Source organism: Kribbella turkmenica, assembly GCF_004348725.1.
Classification (GTDB): domain Bacteria; phylum Actinomycetota; class Actinomycetes; order Propionibacteriales; family Kribbellaceae; genus Kribbella; species Kribbella turkmenica.
The window spans coordinates 1-22,278 of sequence record NZ_SMKR01000128.1 but is presented as its reverse complement, the minus strand read 5'-3'; the positions used below and the strand labels follow the sequence as shown (position 1 = coordinate 22,278).

The 22,278-nt window shown below is 71.2% G+C and carries 22 protein-coding genes and 2 pseudogenes; 8 read left to right on the top strand and 16 right to left on the bottom strand.

All coding sequences use genetic code 11. The annotated features are described in order from the left end of the window. Both E1218_RS25585 and E1218_RS25580 read right to left on the bottom strand, forming a co-directional pair. Nucleotides 1–832: alpha/beta fold hydrolase (locus E1218_RS25585; protein ID WP_202866182.1), on the bottom strand; the 832-nt coding region annotated here is incomplete at its 3' end. A gap of 71 nt (nucleotides 833–903) precedes the next feature. Then, on the bottom strand, nucleotides 904–1,314 hold the full coding sequence (locus tag E1218_RS25580) for a YciI family protein (protein WP_233712459.1): 411 nt from the start codon (nucleotides 1,312–1,314) through the stop codon (nucleotides 904–906). Between the two features lie 100 nt (nucleotides 1,315–1,414). Between E1218_RS25580 and E1218_RS25575 the strand changes: the two genes are divergently transcribed. Continuing rightward, nucleotides 1,415–1,816, top strand: coding sequence for an SgcJ/EcaC family oxidoreductase (locus E1218_RS25575; RefSeq protein WP_132324446.1), 402 nt, complete (start codon nucleotides 1,415–1,417; stop codon nucleotides 1,814–1,816). Nucleotides 1,817–1,820: 4 nt separating this feature from the next. On the opposite strand, the gene E1218_RS25570 is transcribed toward E1218_RS25575, so the two are convergent. Together E1218_RS25570 and E1218_RS25565 are read right to left on the bottom strand one after the other, a co-directional pair. Continuing rightward, nucleotides 1,821–3,377, bottom strand: a complete 1,557-nt coding sequence (locus tag E1218_RS25570; protein ID WP_132324444.1) for an LCP family protein — start codon at nucleotides 3,375–3,377, stop codon at nucleotides 1,821–1,823. A gap of 87 nt (nucleotides 3,378–3,464) precedes the next feature. Beyond that, nucleotides 3,465–4,139, bottom strand: coding sequence for an SDR family NAD(P)-dependent oxidoreductase (locus E1218_RS25565; protein WP_132324442.1), 675 nt, complete (start codon nucleotides 4,137–4,139; stop codon nucleotides 3,465–3,467). A gap of 56 nt (nucleotides 4,140–4,195) precedes the next feature. Here E1218_RS25565 and E1218_RS25560 point away from each other — a divergent pair, with 56 nt between their 5' ends. Beyond that, on the top strand, nucleotides 4,196–5,143 hold the full coding sequence (locus E1218_RS25560; RefSeq protein WP_132324440.1) for an NAD-dependent epimerase/dehydratase family protein: 948 nt from the start codon (nucleotides 4,196–4,198) through the stop codon (nucleotides 5,141–5,143). On the opposite strand, the gene E1218_RS25555 is transcribed toward E1218_RS25560, so the two are convergent. Beyond that, entirely contained in the window at nucleotides 5,126–6,025 is a 900-nt protein-coding gene (locus tag E1218_RS25555) for a hypothetical protein (protein WP_233712458.1), read from the bottom strand. The genes E1218_RS25560 and E1218_RS25555 overlap by 18 nt on opposite strands. 188 nt (nucleotides 6,026–6,213) lie before the next feature. Next, a complete protein-coding gene (locus E1218_RS25550) occupies nucleotides 6,214–6,804 on the bottom strand; it encodes a TIGR03086 family metal-binding protein (RefSeq protein WP_132324438.1) in 591 nt (196 codons plus the stop codon). A 113-nt stretch (nucleotides 6,805–6,917) separates the two neighbouring features. Here E1218_RS25550 and E1218_RS25545 point away from each other — a divergent pair, with 113 nt between their 5' ends. Further along, nucleotides 6,918–7,487: an HhH-GPD-type base excision DNA repair protein gene (locus E1218_RS25545; RefSeq protein ID WP_132324436.1), complete on the top strand. Its 570-nt coding sequence runs from the start codon at nucleotides 6,918–6,920 to the stop codon at nucleotides 7,485–7,487. Here E1218_RS25545 and E1218_RS25540 read toward each other — a convergent pair whose 3' ends face one another. From E1218_RS25540 to E1218_RS25520, 5 genes are all read right to left on the bottom strand, one after another. Next, complete coding sequence (locus E1218_RS25540; RefSeq protein ID WP_233712461.1) at nucleotides 7,488–9,608, bottom strand: iron ABC transporter permease; 2,121 nt, start codon at nucleotides 9,606–9,608, stop codon at nucleotides 7,488–7,490. Between the two features lie 5 nt (nucleotides 9,609–9,613). Then, a complete protein-coding gene (locus E1218_RS25535; RefSeq protein WP_132324432.1) occupies nucleotides 9,614–10,585 on the bottom strand; it encodes an ABC transporter substrate-binding protein in 972 nt (323 codons plus the stop codon). Nucleotides 10,586–10,676: 91 nt separating this feature from the next. After that, nucleotides 10,677–11,474: an ABC transporter ATP-binding protein gene (locus E1218_RS25530; RefSeq protein WP_132324430.1), complete on the bottom strand. Its 798-nt coding sequence runs from the start codon at nucleotides 11,472–11,474 to the stop codon at nucleotides 10,677–10,679. 75 nt (nucleotides 11,475–11,549) lie between these two features. Next, nucleotides 11,550–13,571, bottom strand: a complete 2,022-nt coding sequence (locus tag E1218_RS25525; protein WP_132324428.1) for an NADPH-dependent 2,4-dienoyl-CoA reductase — start codon at nucleotides 13,569–13,571, stop codon at nucleotides 11,550–11,552. A gap of 26 nt (nucleotides 13,572–13,597) precedes the next feature. Next, nucleotides 13,598–14,140 carry a PadR family transcriptional regulator gene (locus E1218_RS25520; protein ID WP_132324426.1) on the bottom strand — a complete coding sequence of 181 codons (543 nt, stop codon included), beginning with the start codon at nucleotides 14,138–14,140 and terminating at the stop codon, nucleotides 13,598–13,600. Nucleotides 14,141–14,282: 142 nt separating this feature from the next. Here E1218_RS25520 and E1218_RS25515 point away from each other — a divergent pair, with 142 nt between their 5' ends. Together E1218_RS25515 and E1218_RS25510 are read left to right on the top strand one after the other, a co-directional pair. Further along, entirely contained in the window at nucleotides 14,283–14,933 is a 651-nt protein-coding gene (locus E1218_RS25515; protein ID WP_132324424.1) for a cation:proton antiporter regulatory subunit, read from the top strand. Continuing rightward, nucleotides 14,934–16,154, top strand: a complete 1,221-nt coding sequence (locus E1218_RS25510) for a cation:proton antiporter (protein WP_165949418.1) — start codon at nucleotides 14,934–14,936, stop codon at nucleotides 16,152–16,154. 163 nt (nucleotides 16,155–16,317) lie between these two features. Here E1218_RS25510 and E1218_RS25505 read toward each other — a convergent pair whose 3' ends face one another. Genes E1218_RS25505 through E1218_RS37440 form a run of 5 tightly spaced genes read right to left on the bottom strand, consistent with a single transcriptional unit; the run spans nucleotide 16,318 to nucleotide 19,682 of the window. Continuing rightward, on the bottom strand, nucleotides 16,318–16,884 hold the full coding sequence (locus E1218_RS25505) for a YdeI/OmpD-associated family protein (RefSeq protein ID WP_132324421.1): 567 nt from the start codon (nucleotides 16,882–16,884) through the stop codon (nucleotides 16,318–16,320). Nucleotides 16,885–16,930: 46 nt separating this feature from the next. After that, on the bottom strand, nucleotides 16,931–17,413 hold the full coding sequence (locus tag E1218_RS25500) for a methylated-DNA--[protein]-cysteine S-methyltransferase (RefSeq protein ID WP_233712457.1): 483 nt from the start codon (nucleotides 17,411–17,413) through the stop codon (nucleotides 16,931–16,933). Beyond that, complete coding sequence (locus E1218_RS25495) at nucleotides 17,410–17,964, bottom strand: GNAT family N-acetyltransferase (protein WP_132324419.1); 555 nt, start codon at nucleotides 17,962–17,964, stop codon at nucleotides 17,410–17,412. Before E1218_RS25495 ends, E1218_RS25500 begins: the two co-directional genes overlap by 4 nt. A 2-nt stretch (nucleotides 17,965–17,966) precedes the next feature. Next, complete coding sequence (locus E1218_RS25490) at nucleotides 17,967–19,439, bottom strand: AlkA N-terminal domain-containing protein (protein WP_132324417.1); 1,473 nt, start codon at nucleotides 19,437–19,439, stop codon at nucleotides 17,967–17,969. Between the two features lie 33 nt (nucleotides 19,440–19,472). After that, nucleotides 19,473–19,682, bottom strand: coding sequence for a hypothetical protein (locus tag E1218_RS37440; RefSeq protein ID WP_233712462.1), 210 nt, complete (start codon nucleotides 19,680–19,682; stop codon nucleotides 19,473–19,475). Here E1218_RS37440 and E1218_RS25485 point away from each other — a divergent pair. From E1218_RS25485 to E1218_RS25475, 3 genes and pseudogenes are all read left to right on the top strand, one after another. Then, nucleotides 19,606–20,332: pseudogene (locus E1218_RS25485) on the top strand (SDR family NAD(P)-dependent oxidoreductase). The gene E1218_RS37440 and the pseudogene E1218_RS25485 sit on opposite strands and share 77 nt — an antisense overlap. A 56-nt stretch (nucleotides 20,333–20,388) precedes the next feature. Further along, nucleotides 20,389–21,143: pseudogene (locus E1218_RS25480) on the top strand (LLM class flavin-dependent oxidoreductase). A gap of 66 nt (nucleotides 21,144–21,209) precedes the next feature. Beyond that, the gene (locus tag E1218_RS25475; protein WP_132324415.1) at nucleotides 21,210–22,214 is read left to right on the top strand and encodes a LacI family DNA-binding transcriptional regulator; all 1,005 of its coding nucleotides are present in this window, start codon (nucleotides 21,210–21,212) and stop codon (nucleotides 22,212–22,214) included. Nucleotides 22,215–22,278: the final 64 nt, after the last annotated feature.

The window sequence follows — 22,278 nt, the reverse complement described above, 5'->3', positions numbered from 1 at the left end:
GCGTCAGATGTGTATCAGAGACAGGTGCCGGGGCGAACTGTGCCGGGTCGTCGGCGAAGCCGGTGTGATCACCGGGGAACCTGGTCGGCTCGACTCCCAGGCCGGCGGCCAGCGCGGTCGACGTCCGGTCGCACAGCTGCCCGGTGGACTTCTCGCCGATACCGACCACGATCCGGACGCCGCCGTCCCGCAAGGCGGTGAGGTCGGGCTGCCAGCCGACCGTCGCCCGGAGTTCGTGCTCGAACCAGAATCGCTCGTCGGCGACCTGCCGCGGATCCCGCTCGCCGCCGAACATCCCCTCGACCACGGCGTCCGGCACGGGGATGTCGGCGATCACGAAGAACTGCTTCCAGGCACCGACCACGTCGCCGGCCAGGTAGTCGGCCATCATCCGCTCCGAGTCGGCGAGCAGCTCGTCGCCGTCCGGGACCAGCCGGTCCAGCGGCGGCTCGTGCGCGATCGCCGTACTGACCAGCTGCGGATGGGCCTGCGCCAGCGCGAGCACACTGACCGCTCCCCCGCTCGATCCGAACGCCGTCGCCGGCCCGGTGTCCAGGTGGTGGATCAGCCGGGCCAGATCGTCCGCCCGCTGCTCCGGCGTCGAGCCCGTGCCGCCGCGCAACGAGCTCCGGTTGACGCCCCGCGGGTCGGTGGTCAGCACGGTGTGGTCGGTCGCCAGCAGCGCGGCCAGCGGCGCGAACGAGTCCGCGTTCATCGGCGCACCGACCAGGACCACCAACGGTCCGGTCCCGCGCACCTCGTAGTACAGCTCCGCGTCCGGCACCGTCAGGGTGGTGCCGGACACCGAGCTCGCAGTCGTGTCGCTGATCATGGTGTCTCCTTCGTCGGGTTCTTGCCGCTACCACGAACGGCGGACCACGAGATGGACACCAGGATCCGGACTCAGCTCTGGTAGAGGTCCGAGTCCGGGTCGAAGTCGGCCTCCTCGACCACCCGGCGGACCTCGACCTCGCTGCCGAGAGCCTCGGCGAGGCGGGCGGCCCACTCGACGGCCTCGTCACGGTTGCGGACCTCGACGACGATCACGCCGCCGATCAGCTCCTTGGTCTCGGCGAACGGGCCGTCGGTGACGGTCCGCCGGCCACCCTCCACCTTCACCCGGGTGCCGAGCGCGCTCCGGTGCACCCCCTCGGCGAACAGCAGGACTCCGGCCTTCGACATCGCCTCGACGGCCTGGCCGACCGCGGTGGCCACCTCCTCGGAGGGAAGGATGCCGGCCTCGCTGTCGGCGTCCGCCTTGTTGATGATCATGTAGCGCATCGCGTGGTTCTCCTCGTCGTGTCGGTCGATCACTTACTCTCACGTCGAGCGGCCGGATACCAGATCGACACTCCCCACCGGCCGGAATCCACCCGTTGACCTCAACCGCAGTTGAGGTCGGAGACTGCCGGTCATGACAGGTTTGAGCACGGAGGACGAGCAGGCGGTTCGCGAGCTGGTGCGGCGCGCGGACGACGCACAGAGCGACGTGGACCTGCTTCCTGAGCTGCACACGGCCGAGATGGTGATCGTGAACATCGCGGGACGCCGCCTGTTCGGGCGGGCGGCGTTCACCCAGGCGATGGCGGCAGCGCTCGGGTCGGGCCTGAAGGACGTCCGGACGAGTGTCGAGATCGTCGACGTCCGGGCGCTGACCGACGACGTCGTGGTGGTGAGCTGCGTGAAAACCGTGTACGACGAGCGGCCGGACACCGAACCGGACGCGCTACCGGCGACCGGAGCACTCACCTACGTGGTCCGCAGGACCTCCGCTGGCTGGCGACTCGCGCTGGCCCAGACGACCCCGATCCGATAGGCGATCAGTTCGGCTTGTCGCCGTCGGGGTGGTAGGCGCAGGCGTCCTCGAGGTTCTGGGTCGGGCCGGGAGCCGCCGCGGTGATGGGCTTGCGGGCGGGCCTTGCCGACTTCCGCGTCTCCGGGGTGGTGGTCGGTGCAGTGGTCGCCGGTGGCGCGGGCTGCTCCAGAGCCGCCTCGACGGTGTCGCGGAGGGCGTCGTAGTCCGGGTGCAGGTATTTCAGCCGCAGCTTGGCGACGTCCAGGGTGACGTTGGAGACGGTGCCCGACTTCACCCGGAAGGCCAGTTCGACCAGGGCGGGCAGGAGTTCCTGCGGGATGTCGGTGCGGAGCAACTGCTGACCGGCCCGGGCGATCGCCTTGTACTTGGCCGCCAGAGTCCGCGGGTCGGCCGCGTCGACGATGCCCTTGATCGCGCAGCGCTGACGGATCTGCCGCTGGTCGTCGTCGGCGCCGTACCGGCCGCGGGCGAACCAGAGCGCGCGCCGGCCGTCGAGATGCTGGTTCGGGCCCGGTTCGATCCACTTGTCCGGCGGGATGTGCGCACTGCTGACGCCCCCCATCGCCACCCGTTCGTTGACGTTGACGGTGATCCCGCCGAGCGCGTCGACGAGGTCCGCGAAGCCCTTCAGGTTGACCTGCAGGTAGTAGTCGAGCTTGAGCCCGACCGCCTCACCGACGGACTGCTTGAGCACGTCGGCGCCCTCGTTGTCGGACGGGCCGAGGATGCCGGGGTGCGCGGCCGGGATGTTCTGGTACATCGCGGCCAGCATCCACTCCAGCCGGCCCTCCAGGCTGAGCCCCTCCTTGCCGTAGCCGTCGGGGTAGATCCGGTGCAGCGGCGAGTCCTTCGGGAACGGCATGAAGGTGAGCTGCCGCGGCATCGAGACCAGTGCCGTGTCGCCGGTCCTGGTGTCGATGCTGGCGACGATCACGGTGTCGGTCCGGACGCCCGGCCGGTTCGGGCCGTCGTCGCCGCCGAGCAGCAGCAGGTTGAGCCGCGGCTTGTCCTCCCACGGGTCCTTGGTGTCGATCTCCGTCGGCCGGGTCGCGCTCTTGCCCTCGTCCTGCGCGACGAACACGTCCTGGACCAGGTCGCGCTGGGCGAGCACGCTCTGGACGCCGACCGCCGCCGGGGCCGCGATCGCGAAGCACAGCACACCGACCAGCAGCGCCCCGACCGCCCGCCCACCGGTCCCGCCTGTTGCCGGACGCAACGAACGGTGCGAGGCGACGACGACCACGATCCAGAGGAACGCGAGTGTCCCGATCGCCACCGACGTCATCAGCAGCCGGCTCGGGACCACGGCCGCCGCGAGCACCTCCGCGCGCCGGGTCAGACCGACGTACACGCCGAGCCCGATCAGGGCGAGGGTGAGGGTCAGCACCACGGCGCCGATCCGGCGCCGTCCGCCGGCAATCAGGCCGAGGCCCGGGAGGAGGGCGCCGAGAAGGGTCAGCCCGAGCAGGCTGGGGACGGACCGCGGCCGTCGCCCGGCCGGATCGGAGTCCGGCAACCCGGAGCTGCCTTTGGCGTCTTCCGCCCGCGAGCGTGTCCCCATGGCTCCCCTGTCGCCGTCCCCAGAACCAGTGTGCGTCAAGTACCCGCACCTGCACCTCTTCAGACGTGTTACGGGGCGGAACGGTTGTCAAACGGGCAGATGACTTCCTGCAAGCCCGGTGGTCTCGACGACCGTCCGGACCACCACGGCGATACGGTCCGGCGGGCTCCACCTGCCGGTGTCCGCCTTCGGCATCGCCGCCCGGTTCGCCGGGGTATCGATCGTGCCGGGAACGATGGTGTTCACCCGAATGCCGTCGGCCGAGTACTCCGCGTGCAGAGCGGCCGCGAACGCGAGCACTCCGGCCTTCCCGGTGACGTAGCCGGCCGCGCCGGAGAACGGCCGGAGCGCGGCACCGCTCGACGTACAGACGATCGCGCCGCCACCGGCCGCGATCAGGTGCGGGAGCACCGCCTGCGTCATCAGGTACGTCGGTCGCAGGTTGAGCCGGAGCAGTTTCTCGAAGTCCTCGACCGGCGTCTCGTGCACCCGGGAGCCGGCCGCGAACCCGCCGACCAGGTTGACCAGTGCGGTCAGTGGGGCGTCCTCGTCCGCGGCGGCGAGCGCGACGACGTCCGCCGTACCGGCCGGGTCGTACGGATCGGCGACGATGGGGTTGAGCGCCGGATCCGTGCCGAGCCGGGCCAGTGACTCCTCGGTCCGGCCTGGGACGACGACCCGCCAGCCGGCCCGTAGGAACTCCGCCGTCACCGCGGTCCCGAGCGCACCGGTGCCTCCGGCAACAACCACCGTGTTCGTCATGACCTCAGCCTAATCGGGGTCGCGCCGGCGGGGCCGAGACGTTAGCGTCGGCGACTGTGCGGATACTGATGCTGGGTGGGAACGGGTTCGTCGGGCGCGCGGTGATCGCGGACGCGCTCCGGCACGGTGCCGAGGTGGCGTCCTTCAGTCGCGGCCGGAGCGGTACGGACCTCCCGCCGGAGATCACGCAGCTGATCGGTGACCGCGACACCGGCGACTACGCCGCGCTGCGGACCGGCGAATGGGACGCGGTCGTCGACCTCAGCGGCTACCAGAGCAAGCACGTGGACGAGGCGATGGATGTCCTGGGCGACCGGGTCGGGCGGTACGTGTTCATCTCGAGCCATGCGGTGTACGTCCGCGACCTGCCGCCCGGCACCGACGAGAACGCACCGCGTCGCGAGCCGCTGCGCGCGGCCGACGTCCTCACGAACGAGACGTACGGGCCCTGCAAGGTCGCCTGCGAGGACGACGTCCTGCAGCGGTACGGCGACCGCGCGACGATCGTCCGTCCGGGCCGGGTGACCGGTCCCGGCGACACGGCGAGCACCGTCCCCTACTGGGTACGACGTGGTGCCCGCGGCGGCCGGGTCGCGTTGCCGACGAAGCCCAAGCAGCCGTTGCAGCTGACGGACAGCCGCGACCTCGGGCGACTGGTGGTCCAACTCGTCACCGACGATCGGTCCGGCGCGTTCAACGCGGTCGGCCCGTTCTCGACGATCGCCGAGCTGATCGAGACCTCGGCCGACCTGGCGGGCACAACGGTCGAGCTGGTTCAGGTGCCGCCCGACGCCGTACCACCGCTGTTCCCGTTGATGGAGCCGGAGGCCGAGTGGGGCGAACGGCGACGCGACCCGGCGAAGGCGCGCGCGGCCGGGATGCCGGTCACTCCCCTGCGGCGGACGATCGCCGACCTGATGGCCTGGGACCGTGACCGCGGCGAGCCGCCGCTCAGCGTCGGGCTGTCGCCGGAGGACGAGCGGAGGCTACTCGGGAAGGGCTAGCGTCCGGCCGGCGTCGCGGGCGGCGTCGATGCTGCGGGTGAGGGTGTCGCGCAGGGCGGAGGCCTCGTCGGCGAACCCCTGGACGACCGCGGTGTCGCCGGCCGGCTCACTGCGGGCCAGCAGCTCGATGTAGCGGTCGCCGTCCTCGAGCGCGGCCTCGGCCCGGAGGGCGGCGTCGGCCGAACGGACCCGGTCGGCGTACCGGTCGAGCAGGTCGACCTTGCGCTGCATCGCGTCCACCGAGAGGACCAGTGCCCGGCGTTGCGGTCCGAGCACGGCCTCCAGCTCGGCGGTCGCCATCCCGCGGGCGACCTCACGCTGCCGGGTCCGCAGGATGGTCTGCTCGCGCAGCACCTGCGCGATGTCCCACAGCTGCTCGGGCAGGACCAGGTCGTTCTGGACGTCGTCGAGCAGCCCGCGCCGGGTGACTGTTGCCTCAAGCACCGTTTTCACCGCGCGCTGCGCCCGGCCCAGCAGCCGGCCGGCGTCCTCGTCGAAGTCGGCCGGCAGCAAGTACTTGCCGTGCTCCAGCCGGACCGCCTTGTGACCGCGGTCCTCGATCCCGGTCTTCACCACGACACCGACGGTGGCGACGGCCGCGATCCCGGCCAGGACCACCGCGGACCAGGCGGCCACCTCGGCCGGCAGGGTCGCGGCCATGACGATCAGGGCCAGGATCCATCCGCCGACGCAGACCGCCAGCCAGACCAGCAGCTGGCCGAGGGTGTTGCCCGGCGCGATCGACCAGGGCGTCTCCCGTTTCGGTTTCGGCTGCCCGGCGGGCACGAACAACTCCGGCCTGGTGCCGTACAAGCGCCGTACCCGGGCCGGAACGTCGGGTGCGAACACCGGCTCCATCGGCACCTCCAGGGCGGTCGACACTGTCCGCACTCAGCGTAGCCGGGAGGGTTGCACTTCGAGACCGTCGAGGACCAGTTCGAGACCGAACCCGAACAGTCGGTCCAGGTCGTCGCCGACGTCGAAACCGGGCTGGAACACCGCCCGGAAAACCCGGCCTACTGGCGCAACCGGCCGCCGCCGTGCGGGACCGGATCGAGCCGAAGGGCTACTCAGTCGAGCGGGGAGACCCAGTCGGGGTTGCGGCCGAGGAGGCCGAGTAGCTGGTCGAAGTCGGAGGCGTCGCCGGGAACCTTGACGCTGCGCTCGAACGCGGCCCCGGGGCCCCGGACCGCGTCGGTGTCCGGGATCCGGCGGGCCAGCGCGAACGCCTGCTCGACCAGGTCCGGCGGCGGGTCGTAGGGGACGTCGATGGCCCGGGCCAGGTCCCAGGCGTGGATCACGCAGTCGAGCTGGTGGAAGGTCAGCGCGATCCGGCGCGGGAACGAGCCGTACTCGCGGACCTCCATCAGCCGGTCCAGCGCGCCACCGTCGGCGAACGCGTCCGCGACCCGCGCGTTGGACCGCCGGTACGCGCCGGAGGGGTGGTCCCCGAGCCGGCCGCCGTTCCAGGCCTGCACCGGGGCGGACCCGTTCAGCGCCGCGGCGGCGAAGCCCTCGTTCTCGCTGACGATGTGGCGGAGCAGACCGCGGACGGTCCAGTCCGGGCAGGGGGTCGGGAACCACAGATGCTCGGGCCGCACCTGCATGACGACCTCTCCGAGCACCGCCCCGGCCCTACGATCCAGATCCCGGATGTCCATCCGTGCTCCTCCCGTCGGCTGCCCCAGCCGAGCATAGGCCCGCGGCAGCTGTTTGGGCAGACGACTCCACCGAGCACACGGACAACGCGCACGGCCCGTGAGATGATACGGCGATGGGCTTCCAGATCGCCGGTCTGCCGGATGCCGACCGTGTTCTCGACGAGTACCCGTTCGCCGTCGTCCTCGGAATGATGCTCGACCAGCAGTACGGCATGGAGCACGCCTTCCGCGGCGGCTGGAAGGTGCTCAGCCGGTTCGGCACCCTCGACCCGGCGGCGATCGCGGCCGCGGAGCCGGAGGCGTTCAAGGAGCTCTGCTCCCAGCCCCCGGCGATCCACCGGTTCCCCGGCTCGATGGCCGCCCGCCTGCAGGAGCTGGCCGCGCTGGTCGAGTCCAGGTACGACGGCGACGTCACCCGGCTGTGGACCGAGGCGACCACCGGCAAGGAACTGCTCAAGCGCGTGCAGGAACTGCCCGGCTTCGGCAAGCAGAAGGCCCAGATCTTCGTGGCCCTGCTGGCCAAGCAGCTCGGCGTCCGGCCGGAGGGCTGGGAGGCGGTCGCGGGCGACTACGCGCTCGACGGCTACCGGTCCGTCGCCGACGTCGTGGACGCCGACTCGCTGACGAAGGTCCGCGAGTTCAAGCAGGCCAAGAAGGCCGCCGCGAAGGCGTCCGCCGGCTGATCAGCGGTTCGGGACCCGGGTCCGCCAGAGCAGGTAGACGAAGTACGGCGCACCGATCAGCGCGGTGAGCAGGCCCGCGGGGATCTGCGCCGGCGCCAGCAGCGTGCGGCCGAGGCTGTCCGCGACGCTGACCAGGATCGCGCCGAGCAGAGCGGCGACCGGCAGGATCCGGGTGTGCCGACCGCCGACCAGCGCCCGGGCAGCGTGCGGAGCGACCAGCCCGACGAACCCGACCACGCCGATCGCGGACACCGCCGCGGCCGTCAGCAGCGCGGCGCACAGCAGCGCCAGCAGCCGGGTGCGCTCCAGTCGTACGCCGAGGATCCGGGGCACGTCGTCGTCCAGCGCGAGCAGGTCGAGCTCGCGCCGGGCGTGCACGATGACCGGGGTGAGGACGAGCAGCGCGATCGCGACCGGAAGAACCTGCGGCAACGTCCGTCCGTACGTGCTGCCGGACAGCCACGTCATCGCCATGCTGACGTTCCAGGGGTCGGTGGCGACGATCAGCAGCGTGATGATCGCGGACGCGGCGGACGAGACACCGACCCCGATCAGCACCAACCGGTCAGTGCTCAATTCCTTGCCCGCCCCACCGCCCCGGTCGCTCAGCCCACCTCTCCACGACACCAGGTAGACCAGCGCGAACGTCGCCAGCGCGGCCGCCGCGGCGACGCCGGACAGCAACCAGATGCTTGCCGCCGGCAACAGGACGAGCGTGATCACCGCGCCCACACCGGCACCACCGGTGATGCCGAGGATCCCCGGCTCGGCCAACGGGTTCCGGCAGACCGCCTGGACCGTCGTACCGGCGATCGCGAGGGCCGCGCCGCACAGGACCGCGGACAGCACCCGCGGGAGCCGCTGGTCGAGCACGTAGGTGATCGCCCGCCCGGATCGTCCGTTGATCCAGTTGACGACGTCCCCGGTCAGCAGGAACGCGTCACCGGTCAGCATCGCCAGCAGACCGGCGACGACCAGCATCGCGACGAGCACCACGGTGACGATCAGGAACGTTCGCCGGCTGCGCAGACCCGAACCGGCACCAACCGGCGTTCGGCTCGGCCCGGAGTCCCGGTACCGCCGCGCAAGCCACACCAGCACGACCGCACCGACCATCATGGTCATCACGCCGGTGGGGATCTCCACCCCGGCCTGACCACCGAGCAGCGCCCGCAGTACGACGTCCGCACAGAGAACGACCAGGACGCCGGCCAGTCCACTCAACGGAAGCAGTACACGGTGCCGCAACAGTCCGGGAACGAGAGGAGCGATCAACCGCACCAGGACCGGTGCGACCAGACCGACGAAACCCACCGGACCGGCCACCGTGACCGCGGCGGCCGACAGCAGCACGGTCACCAGGGTGATCAGGACGCGCACGCGCCGTACGTGCACTCCCAGCACCGACGCGGTGTCGTCGCCGAGGGCGAGGATGTCGAGCTTGGGCGCGAGCAACAGCGCGCCGATGATGCCGACAGCAACGCTCGGCGTCATCTGCGTGACCGCGTTCAGGTCGGTCTGGACCAGCGTGCCCGCTCCCCAGGCGAACGTCCCGACCGTCTCCTCGCGGTAGAGGAGCAGCAGCAGCGTGGTCACGCCGGCCAGCGCCATCGCGACGGCCGAACCGGCCAGGATCAGCCGGGTCGGCCCGGACGACCCGCCGGACGACAGCGTGAGCACCAGCGCGGCCGCTGCCAGCCCGCCGAGGAAGGCGACTCCCCCGGCGGGCAGCACCGGCAGCGAAACCCCGAACGCGGCCACGACCACGACCGCGAGATACGCCCCGGCGTTGACCCCCAACGTGTCCGGCGAGGCGAGCGGGTTCCGTGCCAGCGACTGCAGCCCGGCGCCCGCGAACCCGAGCGCCACCCCGACCAGTACGCCGGCCAGCAACCGCGGCAGCCGGGACGCGATCAGCACGTTCGCCGAGTTGTCCGTGCCCTGGCCGACGAGCAACCGGAGCAGGTCGCCGGCGTTCACCGACGACGTGCCCTGGGTGAGGTGAACAGCAGCCAGCAGGACGACGGCCACGGTGGCGACGGCGAACACGGTCGCCACCCGGAGCCGCCGTACCGGCTGCAGGGCCCCGGGGACCTGGACGTCAGGTCCCGGGGCGGTCACCTGGGTCAAGAGGTGACTGCCTGGACGGCCGCGTCGATGAACTGCTCGGTGGACCGCGGACCACCGAACATCCAGATGCCGTCCGGCAGCCGGTGCACGTCGTCGGCCTTCACGAACGGCAGGTTCTTCCAGATCGCGTTCTTGGCCAGGTCGCCGCCGAACACGTCCCCGCCGTCGGCGTCGTTGGCGATGTAGAGGAAGTTGCCGTTCGGCACCTTGGTCAGGCCCTCGAGGTCGGTCTGGGCCAGGCCGTAGTCCTTGTCACCGGCGCCCGTCCAGCCGTTCTTCAGGCCCATCTCGGTCATCACCGCGCCGAGCAGCGAACCGTTGGTGAACATCCGGATCGAGATCGTGCTGCCCTGCTTCCAGCCGTCGGCCATGGTGAAGCCCTCGCCCGCCTTGCCCGCGTCGGCGACCTTCTGCTTGGCCCCGGCCAGCTTCTTGTCGAAGTCGGCGTTGATCTGCTTGGCCTGGTCGGCCTTGCCGATCGCGCTGCCGATCAGCGCCAGGTTGGTCTTCATCTGCGGGATGGCGTTGGCCGCGTCCGCGCCGCGGATCACCAGCACCGGCGCGACCTTCTCGAACTGGGCGATCGAGTTCGGCGACTCGTCGGTGGTGGTGATGATCAGCTCGGGGCTGAGCGCGGCGATCGCGTCGACGCTGGACTCGCCCCGGGTGCCGACGTCCTTCGCCGAGGCGTCCAGCTTGGCCGCGGTCACCCAGTTCGTGTAGCCCTTGACGTCGGCGACACCGACCGGCATGACCCCGAGGGTGATCAGGTTCTCGATCGCACCCCACTCCAGGCCGACGACCTTGGTGGCCGGTGCCTGCAGGTCGATCTTCTTGCCGCGCGCGTCGGTGACCGAGACCGGCTGGGCGGTGGTCTGCGCACCGGCGTCGGTGGTGGCGGGCTCGCTCGTCCCACAGGCCGTCAGTACGAACGCGGCGGCGGCGAGCAGGGCGGTGATTCTCTTCATCAGTCGACCTTTAGGTAGTGGTGACGCGGCTGGTGCGTCTGTGATGGCTCCCGCCGTAGCGAGCCGAGTGCCGCGCAGTAGGCGGGGGCCATCACACACGCCCTACTAGGTGTTTGCCGATGGGGCGGGTGCTGACCAGGCCGGTAGCCGGGTCGGTGCCGACCTCGATCCGGATGCCGTAGGTCTCGGTCAGCGCCGACGACTCGAGCACCTCCTCCGGCGTACCGGTCGCACGAACCCGCCCCCGATCGAGCAGTGCGATCCGGTCCGCGACGGCGGCGGCCTGGTTCAGGTCGTGCAGTACGACGCCGACGGCCACCCCGTGCAGGTCGGCGAGCTCGCGCATCAGGTCGAGGATCTCGACCTGATAGCGCAGGTCCAGGAACGTGGTCGGTTCGTCGAGCAGCAGGACACCGGTGTCCTGCGCCAGACAGGTCGCGAGCCAGACACGCTGCAACTCGCCGCCGGACAGTTCGTCGACCGCACGGTCGGCCATCGCGGTGACACCGGTGACGGACATCGCGTGGTCGATCGCCCGCGGGCCGCCAGGGTCGCCGGTCCGCCAGCGCCCACGGTGCGGGTGCCGGCCATAGCCGACGACGTCGCGCACGCTCACACCGTTGGGAGTCGGCCGCGACTGCGACAGCAGGGTGACCTTGCGAGCGAAGTCCTTCGCCGACAGGTCGAGCGCGCTCTCACCGCCCGGGAAGGTGATCCGGCCGCCGTCGGGATGGTGCAGCCGGGCCAGCGCGCGCAGCAGCGTCGACTTCCCGCTGCCGTTCGGGCCGACCAGGGCGGTGACGCTGGCTGCCTCGATCCCCAACGAGGCGCCGTCGACCACGAGTGTGCCGTGATACCCGAGGCGCAGGTCGTCGCCTGCCAGCCCCACCAAATTCCCGCATGGAGCAGAGGATAGCCTTACCTAATTATGCGTGTCAGCTTCGCGTTCTGTCCGTGGACCTGCTCAGAGAGTGAGCGCCAGCCGGGTGGCCTGGTCGATGGCGCGCTTGGCGTCGAGCTCGGCGGCGACGTCGGCCCCGCCGACCAGATGCACCGGGCGCCCGGTCTCCCGGAGCGCCCCGGCGAGGTCGCGGACCGGCTCCTGGCCGGCGCAGACGACGATGGTCTCGACGTCCAGAACCCGAGCGTTCGCACGCTTCGGGCCGAAGGTCAGGTGCAGCCCGCGGTCGTCGATGCGTTCGTAGTTGACGCCGCGAAGCTGCTCGACGCGCTTGTTCCTCAGGGCGGCCCGATGCACCCAGCCGGTGGTCTTCCCGAGGCCGGCCCCGATCTTCCCCGGCTTGCGCTGCAGCAGGTAGACCAGCCGCGGTGACGGCTCCGGGCGAGGCTCGGTGAGGGCCCCGGGTGCGACTGTCGGATCCGTCACACCCCACTCCGCCTTCCACGCCGCCAGATCCAGTGCGGGCGAGGACACGGTGGTCAGGAACTCACTGACGTCCACGCCGATCCCGCCCGCGCCGATCACGGCCACGGTGCGGCCGACCGGCTTCCGGTCGCGGACGACGTCGACGTACGAGAGCACCTTCGGGTGATCGATGCCGGGAATGGCCGGGACCCGCGGGACCACCCCGGTGGCGAGCACGATCTCGTCGAAGCCGGCCAGGTCCTCGGCGGTCGCGCGGCGGCCGAGGTGCAGTTCGACGCCCGTCAGCTCGAGCCGGCGCCGGTAGTACCGGATGGTCTCGGCGAACTCCTCCTTGCCCGGGATCCGCCGCGCGATCCCGAACTGGCCGCCGATCTCGTCCGCGGCCTCGAACAACTCGACCGCGTGTCCACGCTCGGCCGCCGTCACCGCCGCGGCCAGCCCGGCCGGCCCGGCCCCGACGACCGCGATCTTCTTGGTACGCCGGGTGGGCAGCAACCGCAGTTCGGTCTCGCGGACCGCCCTCGGGTTGACCATGCAGCTCGCCTTGCGCTTGGCGAACACGTGATCCAGGCAGGCCTGGTTGCACGCGATGCAGACGTTGATCTCGTCGGCCCGGCCGGTAGTTGCCTTGAGCACCCAGTCCGGGTCGGCCAGGAACGGCCGGGCCATGCTGACCAGGTCGGCGTCGCCGCGGGCGAGCACCTCCTCCGCGACCTGCGGCAGGTTGATCCGGTTGGAGGTGACCACCGGGATGCTCACGTGCGGCCGGAAGGCGGCGGTGACGGAGGTGAACGCCGCCCGCGGAACCGAGGTGACGATGGTCGGCACCCGGGCCTCGTGCCAGCCGATCCCGGTGTTGATGATCGACGCCCCGGCCGCCTCGACCTCCTCGCCCAGCGCCACCACCTCGTCCCAGCTCTGGCCGCCCTCGACCAGATCGGCCATCGACAGCCGGTAGATGATCAGGAAGTCGTCGCCGACGCGCTCGCGGGTCCGCCGGACGATCTCGACCGCGAGCCGGCGCCGGTTCTCCGGGCTGCCGCCCCAGCGGTCGGTCCGGTGGTTCGTGCGCGCGGACAGGAACTGGTTGATGAAGTAGCCCTCGGACCCCATGATCTCGACGCCGTCGTACCCGGCGTCGCGGGCGAGGGCCGCGCAGTCGACGTACGCCGTGATCTGCCGGCGGACGCCGCGGTCGGTCAGGGCCCGCGGCCTGAACGGGTTGATCGGCGCCTTGATCGCCGACGCGGAGACGCTGAACGGGTGGTAGGAGTAGCGCCCGGCGTGCAGGATCTGCAACGCGATCCGGCCGCCCTCGGCGTGCACCGCTTCGGTGACCATCCGGTGCCTGCGCGCCTGCCGGCGACTGGTCAGCACGGACCCGAAGGGAGTCAGCCAACCGGTGCGGTTCGGCGCGTAGCCGCCGGTCACCATCAGGCCCACGCCGCCGCGGGCCCGCTCGGCGAAGTACTCGGCCAGTTTCGGCAGGTCCTTCGCGCGGTCCTCCAGGCCGGTGTGCATCGAGCCCATGATCACCCGGTTCGGCAGCACGACGTGACCGAGGTCGAGCGGTTCGAGCAGGTGCGGATACGAACTCATCCACGTCCTCGCTTCGCTCCGGGCAGTCATGACAGGTCCTTCCGCAGGGCGTCGATCACTTCGTCGCACCAGTCCACGAACGACTCCTCGGCGCGGATGCCACCGCGCAGGACGAGGTGCTGGTGGAGATCCCGGCCGTGCAAAGTGGCCGGTTCGGGGAAGTCGCGCCGCTGGATACCGCGGTACACCGCCAGCCGGCCGGCGTGCTCGGCCCGGTGCCGCTCGACCTCCGTGAGGACGACACCCGGATCGCCGAGCGACGCGCCCCGCAGCTTCACCCCGAGCCCGTCCCGCAGTACGGCGGGATCCTCCGGCTCGGCCAGCCAGCGGGCGAGCTCCGCCTTGCCGGCCGCGGATACCCGGTACACCTTCTTGTCGGGCCGCCCGTCCTGGGCGATCTCGGTGTGCCGGACCCAGCCGGCGTCGTGCATCCGTCGCAGCACCCGGTAGATCTGCTGGTGGGTGGCCGGCCAGAAGTAGCCGATCGAGCGGTCGAACCGCCGGGCCAGCTCGTACCCGGACCCGGCCCGCTCGGTCAGCGAGACCAGAATCGCGTGCTCCAGCGCCATACCGGCACGCTACCTATGCAACGCGTTGCAGTGCACCTGTTTGCAGGCCATGTCACACCCGAGGAGGCCGGAATCACAGCGCGGCAGATGGTGTTGGTTTGGGAGAATGGTTGCAGACGCCATCTGTACGGATCGAGGAACCATGGACCAGCAGGCCCACCCGACCAGGACGACGTTGCCCGGGATCGGCACCCGGTTCGACCTGACCACCGAAGGCGGCAAGCACGTCTCCGTGGTGGTGCACAACGACGGCCGGCGGTTCCTGGGGTTCCACGATCCCGATGACGACGACAACTGCAGGGACTCGGTCCCACTGGACCCCGGTGAGGCGGCCGCCCTCGCGCAGTTGCTCGTCCCGGCGCCGATCGACCCGGTCCGCGGCGCGATGGAGATCGACCTGGTCACCGAGCACGTCCCGCTCACGGCCAAATCGCCGTACTCGGGTCGCACGCTGGGTGACACCCAGGTTCGCACCCGCACCGGCGCGTCCATCGTCGCGGTCCTGCGCCGCACCGGCGCGACCCCGTCGCCGACGCCGGCCTTCCGGTTCGCGACCGGGGACACCCTGGTGGTCGTCGGCACCCGCGAGGGTGTGGACGCGGTGTACGACCTGATCGCGGGAGGCAGAGTCTCCGTCCCTGGATCCGGGCAGCCGCCAGCAGGTGCTCGGCGGAGTGCAGCGCAAGGCGGAGGCCAGAAGCCGGAGTGGGATTCTCCGTCCCCTGACCTCCGACGCGGCGATGTGCCCGCCGAGCGCCGCGCGGCGCGCCCGGATCCAGGGGCGGAGGCTTAGGTGCACGAGAACATCACCGCCCTGCTGATCGAGTTGGGCGCGGTCATCCTTGCCCTCGGCATCCTCGGCCGGATCGCCTCCCGGTTCGGGTTCTCGCCGATCCCGCTCTACCTGCTCGCCGGACTGGGCTTCGGCCACGGCGGGCTGCTGCCGCTCGCGGCCAGTGAGGAGTTCGTCGCCACCGGCGCCGAGATCGGCGTGATCCTGCTGCTGTTGATGCTCGGCCTGGAGTACACCGCGTCCGACCTGGTCGGCACGCTGAAGACGCAGTACCTGTCCGGGGTCGTGGACTTCCTGCTGAACGCCCTGCCCGGCGCGGCCGTCGCGCTGCTGCTCGGCTGGGGCCCGGTCGCCGCGGTCGCACTGGCCGGTGTCACCTGGATCTCGTCGTCGGGCGTGATCGCCAAAGTGCTCGGTGACCTCGGCCGGCTCGGCAACCGGGAGACCCCGGTCGTGCTGGGCGTCCTGGTCCTCGAGGACCTGTCGATGGCGGTCTACCTGCCGATCCTGACCACGCTGATCGCCGGCGTCGGGCTCGCGGGCGGCAGCATCGCGTTGCTGATCGCGCTCGGCACCGTGAGTATCGTCTTGTTCCTCGCCCTGCGCTACGGCCGGGTGATCAGCCGGGCGGTGTCGTCCGACAACCCGGAGATGCTACTGCTGGTCGTCCTCGGGCTGACGCTGCTGGTCGCCGGGATCGCGCAGCAGTTGCAGGTGTCGGCCGCGGTCGGCGCGTTCCTGGTGGGGATCGCGTTGTCGGGCGAGGTCGCGCACGGTGCGCGGAACCTGCTCAGCCCGCTGCGGGACCTGTTCGCCGCGGTGTTCTTCGTCTTCTTCGGCCTGAGCACGGATCCACGGGACATCCCGCCGGTGCTCGCGATCGCTCTCGGGCTCGCGTTGCTGACCGCGGCGACGAAGGTCGCGACCGGCTGGTACGCCGCCCGCCGGGCCGGCGTCGGCACGGCCGGTCGCTGGCGGGCCGGCGGCACGCTGGTCGCCCGGGGCGAGTTCTCGATCGTCATCGCCGGCCTCGCCGTCGGGGTGGAACCACGGCTCGGCCCGCTGGCGACGGCGTACGTGCTGATCCTGGTCATCCTCGGCCCGATCTCCGCCCGCTACACCGAGCCCCTCGCCCGCCGGCTCACCGAACGCACGCAGACCACCGCCGGCGGCCCACCCGCCGCCGAGCGCCTGGACGACCCGGCGAACGCCCCGGGCTGACGCGCCACATCCGGTCCCTGCGGCCAACGCCCCACCGGCCGGCCGGCTGACCGCCTGCCTCCTGCGCGCCCGCCCGCTAGCGGGGCCTGCACCACCTACCGGGGGGCTTAGACAGGAAATATCCTGTGCAACCCCGCCACGGGGTGATCAAGCCCCCGGGTTGCTACTGGTTGGCGCGGCGGTTGGCGGCGGCTTCGGTGACGGTGTGCTGGATCCGGCGCGCGCGGGTCTCCGGCCGTTTCGCGAGGGTGATCCACTCGAGGATCGCCCGGCGCGCGGAGGGCGGGAAGGCCTGGAAGTTCTTGCCTGCCGGGGGATTCCCGGCCAGGGCCGACGCCAGGTCCGCCGGGACGATCAGGTTCTGCGCGTCGGCGAGCAGGTCCCAGGTGCCCGTACTCCGGGCCAGGTCGACGAGTTCCTGGCCCGCCGGGTCCATCAGCCCGGCCGCGGTCAAGTGCTCGATCCGGTCGCGGTTCACCTTGCTCCAGGTGCTGCGCGGGTTCCGCGGCGTGAAGCACTGGTACGTCGACGTGTCGTCCCGCTTCACGGTCTTGCTGTCGATCCAGCCGAAGCAGAGCGCATGCTCGACGGCCTCGGTCAGATTCGGGCCGGCCGGATCGCGACGGACGATCAGCCAGATCGACCGCTCCGTCCGCCCGTTCGCCGCCAGCCACGCCCGCCACTGTTCTACGGTCAGGTCCAGCGCGACTTCATCGGTGACTGTGCTCATACGACCAGCATGCGCCCATTAAGTGCTCATCGAATGAGCACTTAACTCAGAAGAGTGCGTCGCCCCGCTCGTGGTCCAGCAGCGCCTGCTTCCGCTCCAGACCGCCGCCGTACCCCGTCAGGCCGCCGGTCGAGCCGACGACGCGGTGGCACGGGACGATGATGCTGATCGGGTTCTTGCCGTTCGCGAGGCCGACCGCCCGCGAGGCCCCCGGGACCAGGCCGAGGATCCGGGCGAGCTCGCCGTACGTCGTCGTCTCGCCGTACGGGATGGCCTGCAGGGCCGTCCACACCCGCTGCTGGAACGGCGTCCCGGCCAGGTGCAGCGGTACGTCGAACGTCGTCCGGCCGTGCTCGAAGTACTCCGTCAGTTGCTCGGCGACCGCGGGCAGGACGGAATCGTCGCGGTCCCCGAACGTCTCCATCGCCGGGCGGTGCCGGTGCTGCTCCATGTACACGCCGGCCAGGCGTTCGTCCCGCTCGACCAGCGCGAGCGGACCGAGCGGGCTGTCCATCACGGCGTACGTCACCGGGCCGCCGCCCACCGGGCGGGGGTGATCCGGTAGAGGACGTGCCGCTGCAGCCGGTGCCCGGCCTGCAGCCGCGGATGGTCGAAGTCCCCTGCCTCGTCGTGCGCCATACCGATCCGCTGCATCACCCGCTGGGACGGCACGTTGGTCGTCGCGGTGAACGAGACGATCTCGCCGAGCCCGGCCGGGCCGAAGCCGTGCGCGAGTGCCGCCCGCGCCGCCTCGGTCGCATAGCCGTTGCCCCAGGCATCCTTCGACAGCCGCCAGCCGATCTCCACCGCGGGCATGAAGTGCGCCTCGAAACGCGGCACCGACAATCCGGTGAAGCCGATGAACCTGCCGGTGTCGCGGACCTCGAGCGCCCACAGGCCCCAGCCGCGTTCGTCGATCGCGGAGCTGTTCCGATCGATCAGGGCGTCGCTCTGCTCCCGCGTCTGCAGCGACGGGAAATGCTCCATCACCGCCGGGTCCGCATTGAGCGCGGCGAACGGCTCGCGGTCGGAGTCGCGCCACTGGCGCAGCAGCAGGCGATCGGTGGACAGGTCGGTCATGCTCACTCCGCGGGGATCGTGTTGATCGCGTGGTCGCCGGTGGCCCACAGGTACTGCACCGCGTAGGCACGCCACGGACGCCACGCACGGGCGTGCGCGATCAGGGATCTGGGGGCCTCGGGCAAGCCTAGGGCACGGGCGGCGTACCGGATACCCAGATCACTGGCCACGAAGGCGTCCGGGTCCCCGAGGGAGCGCATCGCGATCGACTCGACCGTCCACGGACCGATCCCCGGCAACGCGGCCAACTGCTCGCGTGCCCGGTCCCAGTCGCTGCCCGCTCCCAGGTCGATCAGACCGGCGGCGAGAGTCTCGATCAACGTCGTCAGCGTCGTCCGCCGGGACTTCGGGAATGCCAGCGACTCCGGGTCGAGCCCGGCCAGTGCCTGCATCGTCGGGAACAGGTGGGTGAGCCCGCCGGCCGGGTCCCCGATCGGCTCACCGTGCCGCAGGACGAGCCGATGCCCATGTGTCCGCGCGGCCGCGGTCGACACCTGCTGCCCGAGCACCGCGCGGACGGCGAACTCCTCACCGTCGACCGTGTGCGGCACCCGGCGTCCGGGCGCCTTCGCGATCAGCGGCGCGAGCACCGGATCAGTGCTCAGCAGATCGTCGACCGCGACCGGATCGGCGTCGAGGTCGAGCATCCGGCGGCACCGGCTGATCGCGATCGCAAGGTCGCGCTGGTCGGTGAGTGACAACTGGCAGGTGATGTGATCCGGCATCGGCTTCAACGCGACCACGCCATGGCCGTGCGGCAGTCGCAGAGTGCGGCGGTAGTGGCCGTCGCGCCACTCCTCGACTCCCGGCACGCCGGTCGCGATCAGGTGGCCGAACAGGTTGTCCGGCGTCAGCGGCGCCCGGAACGGGAGTCGCAGCGAGATCGTGCCCGGAGCGGTTGTCGTCGTACCTCGCCGGGACCGGGTGCGCAGCTCGGTCGGCGCGAGGGCGAAGACCTCCTGCACGGTCTCGTTGAACGTGCGGACGCTGGAGAACCCGGCCGCGAACGCGACGTCGGCCATCTGCAGGTCGCTGGTCTCGATCAGCAGCCGCGCGGTCTGCGCACGCTGCGCCCGGGCGAGCGCGAGCGGACCGGCGCCGAGCTCGGCCTGGAGCTGCCGCTGCACCTGGCGAACGCTGTACCCGAGCTGGGCCGCGAGTCCTGGTACGCCGTCCCGGTCGACGACGCCGTCCGCGATCAGCCGTATCGCGCGGGCGACCAGGTCGGCGCGGTCGTTCCACTCCGGCGACCCTGGGCTGGCGTCCGGCCGGCACCGCTTGCACGCGCGGAACCCGGCCTGCTGCGCGGCGGCCGCGCTCGGGTAGAACATCATGTTCTCGACCTTCGGCGGAGCCACCGGGCAGCTGGGCCGGCAGTAGATCCGCGTGGTCAGCACCGCGGTGAAGAACCACCCGTCGAAGCGCGCGTCCTTCGACTGGACCGCGCGGACGCACCGCTGTCTGCATTCGTGCACGTCCTCCAGCATCCCTGCCGGCACCGACAGTCTCTAGCGGTTTTGCGACATCGAGGTTTCGCGGGAAAACGACGCCAGGATCTCGGGTCGCATTCCCGCCAGAACCGCGGCGTTCGGATCGCCTGGACTGGAGGACATGAACGAACTGACTGGCAGGAAAGTACTGGTGACCGGCGGCAGCCGCGGGATCGGCGCGGCGACCGCGATCGCCCTGGCCGAGCGGGGCGCCGATGTCGCGCTCACCTACCACCGCTCCGGACGCGGCCGCGAAGGTCGTGAAGGAGATCGAAGCTTTCGGGCGGAGCGGCTACGCGTGGCCTGTCGACGCGGCCGATGCGAGTGCGGTGGCTGAGGGCGTCGCGCAGGCGGCGGAGCGGCTCGGCGGCCTGGACATCCTGGTCAACAACGCCGGCGTCGGCGCGATCGGGCCGATCGGCGACTTCACCCTGGATGACGTGGAGCGCGTGCTCGCGGTGAACATCCGCGGCGTCTACGCGGTCGCGCAGGCCGCCGTACCCCAGCTGCGCGACGGCGGGCGACTGATTCACCTCGGCAGTTGCGCGGCGGGCCGGGTGACCAGCCCGGGGATGACGCCCTACGCGATGAGCAAGGCCGCACTGGTCGGTCTGAGCAAGCGCCTGGCCCGTGAGCTCGGGACCCGCGGCATCACGTCGAACGTCGTCCAGCCCGGCCCGATCGACACCGACATGAACCCGGCCGACGGTCCGTTCGCGGCGGTGCAGATCGCCGACCTGGCGCTGGATCGCTTCGGAACCACCACCGAGGTGGCCGCGGCCATCACCTACCTGGCCGGCCCGGCCGCCGCCTACGTCACCGGCACCGTCACCGTCACCGTCACCGAACTGACCATCGACGGCGGCCACACAGCCTGAGCCACCGCTGGGTCGCCGCCGGGGACTTGTCGGTGCCGACGGCTAGCGTCGCCGGCATGCGATTCTCCGTCACGGTCGGTGCGGTCGGACCTGGACGCGATCCGCGCGGGCTCGCCGAGCTCGCGCGGGCTGTCGAGGACTCCGGCTGGAACGCGATGTTCCTGGAGGACTACCTCGTCTACCAGGGCGATACGAGACAGCCGACCTACGACCCGTGGATCTGCCTGGCGGCGATGGCGGTGGCCACGTCGCGGATCAGGATCGGGACGACGGTGACGCCACTGCCGAGGCGGTGGCGCTGGATCATCTGTCGGACGGGCGGTTCGTGCTCGGGGTCGGGAGCGGTGATCCGGGCGACCCGTTCGTGGACGCAGCGGAACCGAAGGTGCGGGCGGAGATGCTGGACGAGGGTCTGGAGGTGATCGACCGGGCGTGGACCGGCGAACCGTTCAGCTTCGCCGGCACGCACTACCGGCTCGACCACGTCCAGCTCACCGCCCGGCCCGTGCAGCGACCCCGCATCCCGATCTGGGTCGGCGGCAACCTCGTGGTGCCCGCGGTCCGCCGGCGGATCCTCCGCTGGGACGGCAGTTGCGCCTACAAGGGCTCGACCGACGCGCCGCAGCAGCTCACGCCCGACGACGTACGGCGGCTGGTGGCCGGGCGGAGTGAGCCCATCGACGTGAAGGTGAGCGGTGGCGACCCGGCCGAGTTCGCCGCGGCGGGCGCGACCTGGTGGGGCCGCTGGATCGCGCCCGGCGCTCCGGAGGACACCCTCGCGATCATCCGGCAGGGACCGCCGAGCCGTTGACAGGGTCGGGACCGGGAGGGAGACTGCGGATGTTTTTAACGTTCAAAACATCCGTGGGAGGTTGCCGTGGCTACTTTGAAGCAGGTCGCCGCCCACGCCGAGGTGTCGGTGCAGACGGTGTCGAACGCCCTGAACGCACCGCATCGCCTCCGCCCGGACACGCTCGAACGGGTCAACCGGTCGATCGAGCTGCTCAACTACCGGCCCAATCGTAATGCCCGCAGCCTGCGCACCAGCGCGGTCGAGCTGATCGGGTACTGCGTTCCCAGCTGGCCGAACCAGACCCACCTGGTGATGGACCAGTTCCTGCACGCGCTCTGCGCTGCCGCGGAGACCAGCGGCCGGCACATCCTGCTGTTCACCGCACCCGCGGCCGTCGACGGCATGCCGACGTACGACGACCTGCACGCGCGGCGCCTGGTCGACGGGTTCGTCCTCTCCCAGACCGAGACGCACGACCCGCGGCACGGCTGGCTGAAGGACAGGCAGATCCCGTTCGTCTCGTTCGGCCGGGTGTGGAAGGAGACCACCCAGCCCGGCCCATGGGTCGACGTCGACGGCGCGGCCGGTTCCGCGATGGCCGTCCAGCACCTGCACGAGACCGGCCGCCGGCGGATCGCCTTTCTCGGCTGGCCGCAGTCGTCCGGCCTCGGCGAGGACCGGCTCGCCGGCTGGCGCGACCGCTGCACCGAGCTCGGGCTGCCGACCGGCGGTCTGGTGGTGCGCTGCGCGGAGGACACCATCGATGAGGGCGCCCGGGCGACCGCCCAACTGATCGACAGCGGCCAGCCACCGGACGGAATCGTTGCCCTGAGCGACATTCTCGCCCTCGGCGCGCTCCGCCAGCTCGGCGACCGCGGCCTGACCGCCGGCGCCGACGTCGGCGTCACCGGGTTCGACGACTCGCCGCGGGCCTCGGTGGTCTCCCCCGGCCTGACCAGCCTCCGGCAACCGATGGAGCAGATCGCCACCGAGCTGATCGCCATTCTCACCGGCACTCGGAACGACGTGCCGTCCGAACGACTGCTGCTACCCGAACTGGTGATCAGGGGCAGTTCAGCCCCTGGCTGAGGCGGTGCGTGTGCACCGCAAGAAGGAGGACTCCCGCCATGACTCCCCGCCCGACACGCAGCAC

Bases quoted from the DNA above. Each gene is read 5' to 3' on its own strand.
- E1218_RS25575 (WP_132324446.1), top strand. From the start codon at position 1,415: ATGACAGGTTTGAGCACGGAGGACGAGCAGGCGGTTCGCGAGCTGGTG.
- E1218_RS25570 (WP_132324444.1), bottom strand. From the start codon at position 3,377: ATGGGGACACGCTCGCGGGCGGAAGACGCCAAAGGCAGCTCCGGGTTG.
- E1218_RS25565 (WP_132324442.1), bottom strand. From the start codon at position 4,139: ATGACGAACACGGTGGTTGTTGCCGGAGGCACCGGTGCGCTCGGGACC.
- E1218_RS25550 (WP_132324438.1), bottom strand. From the start codon at position 6,804: ATGGACATCCGGGATCTGGATCGTAGGGCCGGGGCGGTGCTCGGAGAG.
- E1218_RS25545 (WP_132324436.1), top strand. From the start codon at position 6,918: ATGGGCTTCCAGATCGCCGGTCTGCCGGATGCCGACCGTGTTCTCGAC.
- E1218_RS25535 (WP_132324432.1), bottom strand. From the start codon at position 10,585: ATGAAGAGAATCACCGCCCTGCTCGCCGCCGCCGCGTTCGTACTGACG.
- E1218_RS25525 (WP_132324428.1), bottom strand. From the start codon at position 13,571: ATGAGTTCGTATCCGCACCTGCTCGAACCGCTCGACCTCGGTCACGTC.
- E1218_RS25520 (WP_132324426.1), bottom strand. From the start codon at position 14,140: ATGGCGCTGGAGCACGCGATTCTGGTCTCGCTGACCGAGCGGGCCGGG.
- E1218_RS25515 (WP_132324424.1), top strand. From the start codon at position 14,283: ATGGACCAGCAGGCCCACCCGACCAGGACGACGTTGCCCGGGATCGGC.
- E1218_RS25505 (WP_132324421.1), bottom strand. From the start codon at position 16,884: ATGAGCACAGTCACCGATGAAGTCGCGCTGGACCTGACCGTAGAACAG.
- E1218_RS25495 (WP_132324419.1), bottom strand. From the start codon at position 17,964: ATGACCGACCTGTCCACCGATCGCCTGCTGCTGCGCCAGTGGCGCGAC.